General features: G+C 52.9%; 9 protein-coding genes and 1 rRNA gene. All 10 read left to right on the top strand.

What is annotated here, in order from left to right; genetic code table 11:
• Positions 1–87 (top strand): 23S ribosomal RNA (locus ACTNC3_RS01370); the annotation flags it as partial.
• A gap of 235 nt (positions 88–322) precedes the next feature.
• Entirely contained in the window at positions 323–1,225 is a 903-nt protein-coding gene (locus tag ACTNC3_RS01365; protein ID WP_441226213.1) for a LysR family transcriptional regulator, read from the top strand.
• A gap of 126 nt (positions 1,226–1,351) precedes the next feature.
• Entirely contained in the window at positions 1,352–3,148 is a 1,797-nt protein-coding gene (gene pepF / locus ACTNC3_RS01360; RefSeq protein WP_441226212.1) for an oligoendopeptidase F, read from the top strand.
• A gap of 357 nt (positions 3,149–3,505) precedes the next feature.
• Positions 3,506–5,122 carry an ABC transporter substrate-binding protein gene (locus ACTNC3_RS01355; RefSeq protein ID WP_441226211.1) on the top strand — a complete coding sequence of 539 codons (1,617 nt, stop codon included), beginning with the start codon at positions 3,506–3,508 and terminating at the stop codon, positions 5,120–5,122.
• A gap of 147 nt (positions 5,123–5,269) precedes the next feature.
• Positions 5,270–6,202 carry an ABC transporter permease gene (locus ACTNC3_RS01350; RefSeq protein ID WP_441226210.1) on the top strand — a complete coding sequence of 311 codons (933 nt, stop codon included), beginning with the start codon at positions 5,270–5,272 and terminating at the stop codon, positions 6,200–6,202.
• A gap of 3 nt (positions 6,203–6,205) precedes the next feature.
• Positions 6,206–7,123: an ABC transporter permease gene (locus ACTNC3_RS01345; RefSeq protein ID WP_410042341.1), complete on the top strand. Its 918-nt coding sequence runs from the start codon at positions 6,206–6,208 to the stop codon at positions 7,121–7,123.
• A 12-nt stretch (positions 7,124–7,135) separates the two neighbouring features.
• Entirely contained in the window at positions 7,136–8,122 is a 987-nt protein-coding gene (locus tag ACTNC3_RS01340) for an ABC transporter ATP-binding protein (protein WP_441226209.1), read from the top strand.
• On the top strand, positions 8,122–9,156 hold the full coding sequence (locus tag ACTNC3_RS01335; protein ID WP_441226208.1) for an ABC transporter ATP-binding protein: 1,035 nt from the start codon (positions 8,122–8,124) through the stop codon (positions 9,154–9,156). The genes ACTNC3_RS01340 and ACTNC3_RS01335 overlap by 1 nt, the downstream gene beginning before the upstream one ends.
• 19 nt (positions 9,157–9,175) lie before the next feature.
• A complete protein-coding gene (locus ACTNC3_RS01330; RefSeq protein ID WP_441226207.1) occupies positions 9,176–10,261 on the top strand; it encodes a mandelate racemase/muconate lactonizing enzyme family protein in 1,086 nt (361 codons plus the stop codon).
• Positions 10,258–11,658: a serine hydrolase domain-containing protein gene (locus ACTNC3_RS01325; protein ID WP_441226206.1), complete on the top strand. Its 1,401-nt coding sequence runs from the start codon at positions 10,258–10,260 to the stop codon at positions 11,656–11,658. The genes ACTNC3_RS01330 and ACTNC3_RS01325 overlap by 4 nt, the downstream gene beginning before the upstream one ends.

Raw genomic sequence — 11,658 nt, 5'->3', positions numbered from 1 at the left:
TTGAAGACTACAAGGTTGATAGGGCTAAGCTGTAAGTGCTGCAAAGCATTCAGGTGATAGTTACTAATAGGTCGAGGGCTTATCCAATGTGCGCAAGACGAGTGAAGCGTGAAGGTTTACTTCTACATTCACGAGTATGCGGCATCTACGACAGTAGATGTGCTGGTAGGTTTGATGTTTTATCTACAGAATAATATATGAGCAGTATTCAGTGAATGTTCAGAACCATGGAGTTTTCCATGGTTCTTTTTTTGTTTCGATTTATGCAAAATGTGATATTATTGAGAAGACTATATACGATTCCTGTATATATGAGGAGTGCATGATGGATACAGATAATCTGAAAATCTACCTCGAAATCGCGCGGCTGAAGAATATCAGTGCTGCGGCGAAAAGTCTCAATATGACGCAGTCGACGGTGAGCCGCCGGCTCCAGATGCTGGAGGAGGAGATGGATACCCGCCTGGTGATACGAAACCGTGGCGTCGAAAACATCGCCCTGACACCCGCTGGTGAACAGCTGGTGCCATTCTCAGCTCAGCTTCTCCGCATGGAGAAGGATATGCTGCAGCTCGGCCAGCACTCGAAGAAGAACCGTCTTCGGATATACGTGCCGGACAGCATCATGTCCTATAAACTGAAGCCGTTTTTTCGCCGCCTGGTCGAGGAGTTCCGCGATTCGGGGATCACACTGATGATGTCGGACTCCATTCCGATCAGTGAGATGGTGCGGGACCGTCAGATCGACATCGGCATCACGAATAATATCGTTCCCTTCGCAGAACTGAAAAAGCATGAACTTTTCAGAGAAAGCTATGTGCTTGTGACGCACGAGAAGAAGGAACGTCGAGAGGGTGAAAAAGTTCATATGAAAATGCTGGATCCGGCTCATGAGGTGTATCATATTTTCTCGCAGGACTTCAATCGCTGGCATAACTACTGGATCCATCCGGGCAACGAAAAGGCACGTGTTAATCTCGCGCATGTCGCCATCGACTTTTTGACCGATGAAAAGGACTGGACGATTTTGCCGGAATCGGTTGCACAGACGCTGATTGAAGAACGGCGGGGAAATGACGATTTACATATGTATGCGTTGGCCCCGGATGTTCCAGAACGTGTCGCCATCGCGGTGACGAATCGAAATGCCGGACAGGAGACGGCACGCCTGACGGACGAGGTGATACGACTGCTCAAGTTATGGCTGGCAGGGGAGGATGTGTAGACGGCCACGGACTGGTAGCGATGAATCCGGTACAGCTAAGTGGCTTCATCGTTTTCAGCATGAACGGTGATGCTCCTATATGGAAGAAAGGCGATGCAGCATCGAGGCTGCAGAAAGGAAGGTAATATGGCAGAAGCTTTAAAGGAACGGAAAGACATGGATCCGGCATATCAGTGGGATCTGTCAAGCTTATATACGGATGATGCGGCATGGGAGACGGCGCTTCAGGGACTCGATGAGTGCATCACGAAAACGGCGGCGTTCGAGGGAACGCTGACGACGGCGGAGGCGATCCGCGCCTACTTCGATGCGAGTACCGAGCTCGGCGGTCAGCTGTCGGATGTTTTTTCGTATGCGTTTATGCGGAAGAGTGAGGACACGCGGCAGGAGGCGGCACAGAGTATGTACAGCCGCGCGTATGCGAAGTATGTGCAGGCGGAGACTGCGCTGAGCTTCGCAGAACCGGAGATACTGTCGCTGCCGGAGGAGACACTCCGGGCTTTTACAGAGGCAGAAGTGCTGAAGCCGTATCACTATCAGATGGTGAAGCTGCTTCGCCAGAAGCCGCATACCCTGAGCGCAGCGGAGGAGAAGCTGCTGGCAGGGCTCGGTGAAGTGATGGCGGTGCCGAAGAACGTAGCGGATAATCTGCAGGACGCGGACCTTCTCTTCGATGCGGTGAAGGACAGTGCAGGCGAGGAGCATGAGCTGAACGGTTCGAACTTCATCCTGCTGGAGACCTCCCAGGATCGAACCCTTCGTGAGAATGCGTTTCGTAGCTTCTACAAGAGCTACAAGAATCACATCCATACATTTGCAGCGGCGTATGCCGGCCAGGTAAAGGCGGATATCGCCGAGGCGGGGATGCGGCACTACGAGTCTGCGCAGGCGATGTATGCTTTCGGAGAAGGCGTTCCGACCACGGTTTGCGACCATCTCATCGCGGCGGTACATAAGTGGATGCCGCTCATGTATCGCTATGTGGCCCTTCGAAAGAAAATTCTCGGGGTATCCGAGCTTCACTACTATGATCTCTATGCGCCGCTCTCTGCAGGTGTGCAGCGCAGCTACAGCTATGAAGAGGCGCAGTCGATGATCCTGGACGCGATTCGTCCGCTCGGCGACGACTATCGCGCGACGGTCCAGCGTGGATTTCGGGAGCATTGGATCGATGTATATCCGAACCGGGGCAAGGAAGGTGGCGCGTACTCGAACAGCACCTACCGCTCGAAGCCGTACATCCTCACGAATTTCACCGGGACGCTCGACGCGGTGTCGACGATCGCGCATGAGATGGGCCACTCCATGCACAGCTACCTCTCGAACCACCACCAGCCGCAGCAGAGTGCCGACTATACCATCTTCGTCGCCGAGGTGGCATCGACGGTCAATGAAAACCTCCTGGTGGAAGATCTCCTCTCGCAGAGCGGTGATGCCCAGGAGAAGATGGCGCTGTTGAATCAGTACCTCGAGGGCTTCAAGGGGACGGTGTACCGGCAGACGATGTTTGCTGAGTTTGAGAAGCGAGCGCATGAGATGGCCGCGCGAGGGGAGGCGCTCCACGCGTCCTCGCTCAGTAAGCTCTATCGCGAGCTGATCGCGCAGTATTTCGGACCGGAGCTCGTGATCGACGAGGAGGTACAGTACGAGTGGGCACGGATTCCGCACTTCTATTCGCCGTTTTATGTTTATAAATATGCGACGAGCTACTCTGCTGCGGTGGCGATTTCTGACGCGCTGCTGCACGAGGGAGAAGCGGCGAGAAAGCGCTACCTCGCGTTCCTGTCGCTCGGTGGTTCGATGGATCCGCTCGAGGAGCTCCGCCATGCCGGGGTGGATTTCACGAGCCCGGCACCGGTGGAGGCCGCGCTTCGGAAGTTTGAAGAAGTGCTGGATGCGGCGGAGAAGCTGATCGCGGAGTGAGCGGCGAAGCGAGCTGCGTCTCGCGGAGATGTTAAGCTGTGCTCTCGGGACCTGTGTGGTCGATGGACAGAGGCAGCGATCATAAAATCGGGAATAGGATAAAACAGGCAGTACCGCTGAACACGGATGAGGAGACGGAAGTGTTCAGCGGTTTTTTAACGCAATTTCATCATAACCAGTACTGAAAAAGTTTTATTATTTCTAAAAATCATGTCAAATAATGCTTGCATAACTATGCGTCGATGGATAGAATAGTTTAAAGCTTTTATGTGGTGGTGGTTTAAAGCGTTTACATGTGGTTAACGACTTTGCACATCATATGAAAGCGAATAGGGGTAAAGAAAGAAGGAAACAGAAATGAAAAAAACACTAGCAGGATTATTCCTGAGCTGTGTGCTGGCAGCATCTCTCGTTGCATGTGGCGGATCAAAGGATTCCGCAGGCACAGCTCCATCCAGCAACCCTGCCTCTGCAGGTACAGAAACAGCGGCAGCTGCCACTGCCACGGGCGATAAGGTCGTACGTGTGGCGACGGTAGATCCACAGGTCGCACTCGACCCACAGCAGTATACGTACAGTATCGTCATGAAGATCACGGATAACGTGATGGAGTCGCTGCTGACGACCTCGGAAGAGGGTCTCGAGCCGACACTGCTGACTGCGATGCCGACGATTTCCGATGACAACTTGACCTACAGCTTCGAGCTGCTTCCGGATGTGAAGTTCCATGATGGAACCACACTGAAGGCATCGGATGTAAAGTATTCCTACGAGCGTCTGGTTAAAATGGCGAAGATGGCGACACTGCTCGAGAATGTCGAGGGCTATGAGGCATTCAGTAATGGTGAGGCTGATGAACTCTCCGGTATTCAGGTACAGGACGATACACATTTTACCATTAAGCTTAGCAAGCCATATGCACCGTTCCTTTCTGTTCTGTCAACTGCGTACTGTGCTATTTATCCAGAGGCTGCTTGTGAGGCTGCCGGAGATAACTGGGGTATGAGCACCCTGATCGGTACCGGTCCATTCAAGCTGGACAGCTACCAGACTGGTGTTGGTGTTACTCTTTCACGCTTTGATGATTATCATGGTGATGTTGCGAAGCTGTCTGGTGTGGATTATAAGTTCATCGAGGATGTAAATACACAGGTACTCGAGTTCCAGAAGGGCAATGTTGACTACGTAGATGTTGACCCGTCCATCTATCCGGTATACTCCAGCAATCCGGAGCTGAAGGATGAGATGCACGGCTTCCAGCCGATTGGTAACTATAGCCTGACCTTAAACTCAAAGACCTTCCCGGATCCGAAGGTAAGAGAAGCGATCGCACTCAGTGTCGATCGTAAGTCAATCTGTGACAGCATTCTGCATGGCACAGCAACGGTACCGACCTCCTACATCCCGTCCGGTATCCTCGGTCACGATGACAGCCTTCCAGAGTTCGAGTATAACCCGGAAAAGGCGAAGGAGCTTCTGGCGGAGGCTGGTTATCCGGATGGCATCGATCTTCGCGTAACTGTAAATACGAAGTATGCGGGCAATGTAGCCATCGCCACTGCATTTCAGCAGCAGGCGAAGCCGGCCGGCATCCGTGTAGAGGTAGAGCAGGTGGACTCTGCGGCATGGTCTGACATGAAGAAGAACGGTGGTGTAGACTGTGGTATTAGTAACTGGTATGTAGATTATACTGACCCGGAGAGCATGCTCTATCCGATGACAAAGACCGATACCAACTCCAGCTTCTGGCACAACGCTGAGTTCGATCAGCTCCTCGAGGATGGTATCGCAACGACCGATGATGCAAAGCGTCAGGAGATCTATGCGAAGGCAGAGCACATCATGACCAGAGAAGACTGGGCGACGACACCGCTGTATAACGAGACGAAGTTCTACTTATTAAACTCGAAGATCACTGGATTCCAGATGGATTTCACCTTCCGTATGTTCTGGAAGAACGCAGATATTCAGTAATGAAACGTTGATCGCACTTCGATGAAACTTCCGCAGAACATGCTGGAACGATGATCGAAGTCCATGAAAGTGAATTACATTTTTCAGAGAACAGGGGGCTGTGAATGTCTACAGTCCCTCTTTTCTCTTATATTTAGGAGAAAAAGCATGGTTTCTTATACGGGAAAACGTCTGCTGCAGACAGTCTTCGTACTGTTCGGCATCAGCTTGATCACGTTTATTCTTCTTCAGGTCGTACCGGGCGATCCGGTAGCCCTGATGCTTGAAAAACGTGCCGATCCTGAAACAATCGCCAAGGTACGCAGCCAGCTCGGTCTGGATCTGCCGTATCATGTGCAGTATCTGAATTTTATCAAGGGCGCGATTCATCTGGATTTCGGAACGTCCTACTTTACGAAGGAAGCAGTAACCGATGCACTCATCCGCAGCTTCAAGGTGACCGCGAAGCTCGCCTGCATGTCCTTCGTTTTTGCTGCCATCATCGGTATTCCGTGTGGCATTTTCGCAGCCGTACAGAGAGGCAAGGGCATCGACACCGTCGTTATGGTACTGGCGATGATCGGTGTCTCGGCACCGGCCTTCTGGGTAGCGATCATCTTACAGATCGCCTTCGGCTTAAAGCTCAACCTTCTCCCGATTTCCGGCTTCGATACGCCGGCGTCGTACATCCTTCCGAGTATCGCGCTGGGTGCACGTTACGCGGGAAGTATGGCGAGAATTACGAGAACCAGTATGCTCGAGGTGATGGGACAGGATTATATCCGTACCGCGAAGGCGAAGGGTGTCAGCCGCTGGTCCGTCGTTATGAAGCATGCGCTGAAAAATGCGATGATTCCGATCGTAACACTCGTCGGAACGGATTTCGGTTATATGCTGACCGGATCTATGCTGATTGAAAAGGTATTCTCCATTCCGGGCATCGGAAAGCTCGCGGTCGATGCGATGTCGAACCGTGATCTGCCTCTCCTGGAAGGTACAGTAATGTATATTGCATTTGTGTTCGTCATCGTCAATCTGATCGTCGATCTCTCCTATGCATTTCTGGACCCACGTATCCGTTATGGGAAAGGAGCGGCTTAAGCGATGGCAAAAAAAGTATTTGGATTTTTTAATAAACAGAAGCAGTTCGAACAGGACATCACCGAGGGCGGCATGCAGTACTCCAGCTTCTACGGGGATGCGCTGCACCGCTTAAAGAAGAATAAGATGGCGATGTTCTGCGCCGGTCTCTTACTGATTCTTATCCTGATCGCGATTCTGGCCCCACTGATCTCACCGTATGATCCGAACTATCAGGATTATAACGCGGTACTCGGAGAGCCATGTAAAGCGCATCTTTTCGGAACCGATGAGTACGGTCGTGATATTCTCTCACGTATCCTCTATGGTTCCAGAGTCTCCATCAGTATCGGTATCGTCGCACAGATCGTCGCATCGATCGTCGGCATCGCACTCGGATCCCTCGCCGGTTACTATGGTGGATGGCTCGACAATGTGATTTCCCGTGTGATGGAGATCTTCCAGGCCTTCCCGGATCTGATCTTCGCGATGGCCATCATGACCTTCATGGGCAAGGGCGTGCTGAACCTCTTCATCGCGCTCGGACTGCTCACCTGGGTACGTACTGCACGTATGATTCGTGCATCGGTTATGCAGCTGAAGGAAAAGGAGTATATCGAGGCGAGCCGCGCCTGTGGCGCATCGACCTACTGGATCATCATGAAGGGACTGGTTCCGAACTGTCTCTCCACGATCATCGTCCTGGTCACCCTGGGTATCCCGAATGCCATCATGTATGAGGCATCCCTGAGCTTCCTCGGTATCGGTATCCAGCCACCGACCCCATCCTGGGGCAACATGATCAGTGCCGCACAGACCTTCATCAGCTACCGTCCGGTATACAGCATCATGCCGGGTGTTGCGATCATGATCACGGTGATTGCATTTAACATTTTCGGCGATGGTCTGAGAGATGCACTGGACCCGAAGTTACGTGGATAGGAGGCATGAGAGATGGCAGATAAAATTTTACAGGTAAAGAATCTGAAAACCTACTTTCATACCGAGGCCGGCCTCGTAAAAGCGGTCAATGATGTTTCCTTCGATGTGGAGAAAGGAAAAACGCTGGGTATCGTAGGTGAGTCCGGCTGTGGAAAGAGTATGACTTCTCTTTCCATCATGCGACTGATCGAGAAGCCGGGGCAGATCGAGGGCGGCGAGATCCTCCTCGAGGGAAAAGATATCGTAAAGATGTCCGAGGATGAGATGCGTAAGATCCGCGGCAAGAAGATCGCGATGATTTTCCAGGAGCCGATGACCTCCCTGAATCCGGTGTTTACCATCGGACAGCAGCTCATCGAGGCACTTCTTCTGCATGAAAACATGACGAAGAAGGAAGCGAAGGAGCGTGCGATCGAGATGCTGAAGCTCGTGAAGATCCCGCTCGCAGAGCGTCGCTTCGACGAGTACCCGCATCAGCTTTCCGGTGGTATGCGTCAGCGTGTGATGATCGCGATGGCACTGTGCTGTAATCCGGAGCTCCTGATCTGTGACGAGCCGACCACGGCCCTCGATGTGACGATCCAGGCGCAGATCCTCGATCTGATCAATGAGCTGAAGGAGAAGACCGGTACCTCGGTTATGATGATCACCCATGATCTCGGTGTCATCGCCGAAGTGGCGGATGATGTCATGGTTATGTACGCCGGCCAGGTGGTCGAGAAGGCAAGCTGTGACCAGATCTTCGATCAGCCGATGCATCCGTATACCGATGGCCTGATGAAGTGTATTCCGAAGCTCGATGACGATGACACGAAGGAGCTGAGTGTCATCAAGGGTATGGTCCCAAGCTTCGACGATATGCCGGCGGGCTGCGCCTTCTGTCCGAGATGTCCGGAGGCACGCGAGATCTGTCGCTGTAAGATGCCGGAACTCGTGGATGTAGAAGGTCGTAAGGTACGTTGCTTCAAATATACGAAGGAGTGGGAGGAGAACGTCTGATGAGTGAAGTAAATGAGAAGACGCCGCTTCTGGAGGTACGGAATCTGCGTAAGCTGTTCCCGGGAAAGTCGTCCTTTTTCCAGAAGGATAAGGCCTGGATCAAGGCGGTGGATGGCGTATCCTTTACGCTGAATGCGAAGGAAACACTGGGCGTGGTCGGTGAGTCCGGCTGTGGCAAGTCCACGATGGGACGCTCCGTCCTTCGATTGATTGAACCGACGTCCGGTGATATCATCTATAGAGGAACAGATTTTTCGAAGGCCAGCGGTGCAGAGCTTCGAAAGCTGCGTTCAGAGATGCAGATCATCTTCCAGGATCCGTATGCATCACTGAACCCGCGTATGACGGTCGGTGAAGTCATCGCAGAGCCGCTGAAGATTCAGAAGCGTTATAAGACTGAGGCAGAAATCAGAGCACACGTGCTGAAGGTGATGGAAGTCGTCGGTCTGAATACGAAGTACTACAATCGTTATCCACACGAGTTTTCAGGTGGTCAGCGTCAGCGTATCGGCATCGCCCGTGCGATCGTGCTGAACCCGTCTCTGGTGGTGTGTGATGAGCCGGTTTCCGCGCTCGATGTATCGATTCAGTCACAGGTACTGAACCTGCTTCGTGAGCTGCAGGAATCGATGGGCATGGCCTACATCTTTATCTCTCATAATCTGAGTGTCATCAAGCACATCTCGGATCGTGTGATGGTTATGTATCTCGGTCATGTCGTGGAGCTCGCGGATAAGAAGGAGCTGTTTGACAATCCTTCTCACCCATATACACAGGCTCTGCTGTCGGCGATTCCGGTACCGGACCGCCATGCGAAACGAAAGAAGATTCTGCTTCAGGGCGATCTTCCGAGCCCGGCGAATCCACCATCTGGCTGTGTGTTCCATACACGCTGCTTCAAGGCACAGGACATCTGTGCAGAGCAGAAGCCGGAGCTGAGAGATATCGGAAATGGACACTTATGTGCATGCCACTTCTGTGGCGGCGCATGTGCTCAGGCTGAGAAGTCTGAAGAAAATAAAGAGATTTTATGAAGAAAGGAAGGGTAATAGTATGAAAATCACGAACATCAGAACCTACAAGATGCAGGTTCCGCTGGTACGGCCGTTCCGCATCGCACTGGGTCTGATCACCCATGCTGAGAGCTGTCTCGTCGAGATCGAGACCGACGCCGGAATCCTCGGATATGGAGAGGGATCTCCGGGACCACTGATCACCGGTGAGAATCTGGCGGGTACGGTTGCGACGATCGAGAAGCTGAAGGCGGATCTGATCGGCATGGATCCATGTGATATCGAGGCGATCTATACCGTGATGAATCGTGCGGTAGCCCATGCCGGCACGGCGAAGGCTGCCATCGATCTGGCATGTCATGATATTATCGGTAAGTGTGCCGGTATGCCGCTCTATAAGGTACTCGGTGGTTATTCCGATGAAATCGTCACGGATATGACCGTCGGCATCGACGAGCCAGAGGTGATGGCCGCACAGGCGAAGGCACATGTGGAAGCCGGTTTCGATACCATCAAGACCAAGGTCGGCACAGATTTCGCAAGTGACCTTGCGAGAGTACGTGCGATTCGTGAGGCGGTCGGTGATGATGTGAAGATCCGTCTCGATGCAAACCAGGGATGGAAGGCGAAGGAGGCGGTCGAGCTGATCCGTCGTCTTGACGAGTACGATATCGAGCTCGTAGAGCAGCCGGTTCCGCGCTTCGATTTCGATGGACTGAAGTATGTCACTGCAAACAGCTCCGTACCGATCATGGCCGACGAGAGCTGCTGGGATTCGAAGGATGCACTCCGCCTCGTTTCCGAGCGTGCCGTGGATTTCATCAACATCAAGCTCATGAAGTGCGGTGGCCTCTATGAGGCGAAGAAGATCAATGCCATCGCCCAGGCAGCCGGTGTCGAAGTGATGCTCGGCTGCATGACAGAGGAGAGTGGTATCGCCATCAACGCTTCTGCTGCCCTCGGTGCGGCACTGAAGAACATCACGCGTGCAGATCTCGATGCAACCTTCTCACTGAAGCAGCTTCCGTTCGAGGGAGGACTTGCGGTGAAGGATACCTGTCATCTCGTGCTTTCTTCTGAGCCTGGTCTCGGAATCACAGGCCTTCATAAGGAGATGCTTTCATGAATCGAATGACAGAAAACGGCCGAAAGCAGCTCGAAGCGCTGGTTCATGAGGTGATGAAGGACGGGCAGGCACGCGGTATCGCGGTCGGGATCGTCGATTCAGACGGAAAGATCCAGTATGAGCAGTACTTCGGCTATCGTGATGAAGAAAAGAAGCTTCCGATCAACAGGGATACGATTTTCGGTATGGCCTCGGTGACGAAGTCCTTCACCGCACTTTCCATCATGCAGATGCAGATGGACGGACTTTTATCTGTCGATGATCCGGTTTCGAAGTATGTTCCGGAATTCACCAACAAGAATCAGAGCGCACCGGTCAAGCTGTGGCACCTTATGTGCCACAGCGGTGGCTTCTTCCCGCTGCCGCGTATCGTCATCGATAAGACGGCGCAGGAGATGCAGATCGAGGACTCCCTCGAGAATGAGCTGATCTATCGCGACGATTTCGCCGAGGAGGGCGTACGGCGCGTAGCCGAGCGCCTGGATGCACAGACGCAGTTCACCGGACGTCCGGGACAGCGCCTCAGCTACTGTAACGACGGTTTCGGCTTACTGTCCGATATCGTGCGTCGTCACGGAGGCTATGGCTCCTTCGCAGAGTACCTCGATCAGAAGATCCTGAAGCCGCTTGGTATGACGCGCAGTAACATCAGCTTCATCCGCAATACCCTCGATGAAAATGCAGCGACCCTGTACTCGCTGGAGAAGGATGGCTGGAGAGCGGACCGAGATTATCAGAATGATGCCTTCGTTCTGCATGGCGGTGGAGGCATGAAGTCTACGCTCGGAGATATGCTGAAGTATGCGACGATGTACCTGAATGAGGGTGCAGCCGCAGACGGAACGCGTATCATCGACCGCTATTCGATCCAGGAGATGGTGAAGCCGCGTCAGTTCATGAAGCCGGGCGTGTACTACGGCTATGGACTCGAGTGCAAGCAGGTGGAGGATCGCACGATCGTGGAGCATGGTGGAAGTCTTCCAGGTGTTTCCTCGAACTTCTCCTTCTGCCCGCAGGAAAATGTCGGCGTCGTGGTGCTTTGCAACACGATGGATGTTTCCGTAGCAGCGATCGCCGATGCAGCGATGCGCGTATACTTCGGCCTCGATGCAGAAGAACCGCGTCCGGAGCATGCGGAGCGTAGCTGGACGGAAGAAGAAGTCGCAGAGCTTGCCGGTGAGTATGTATCCGGTGAGGGTGACGCGTTCAGTCTGAAGGCAGAAAACGGCAGCTTATCCATGACGATGAATGGAAAGCCGACAGAGCTTCAGTCGGTATATGCATGGCAGGGTATGGTACGAAAGAAGTATGCAGATATCTACCTGACCGCCATCCGTGATGAGGAAGGTCATGTCTATGCCGCACATTACGGCAGCCGTATCTTCCCGAAGATGTAA

Source organism: Oribacterium sp. HCP3S3_B9 (genome assembly GCF_052064255.1).
In the GTDB taxonomy this organism is placed as follows: Bacteria; Bacillota; Clostridia; order Lachnospirales; family Lachnospiraceae; genus Oribacterium.
Note: the sequence above shows the minus strand (reverse complement) of the source record. Positions and strands in the feature narration are given on the sequence as shown.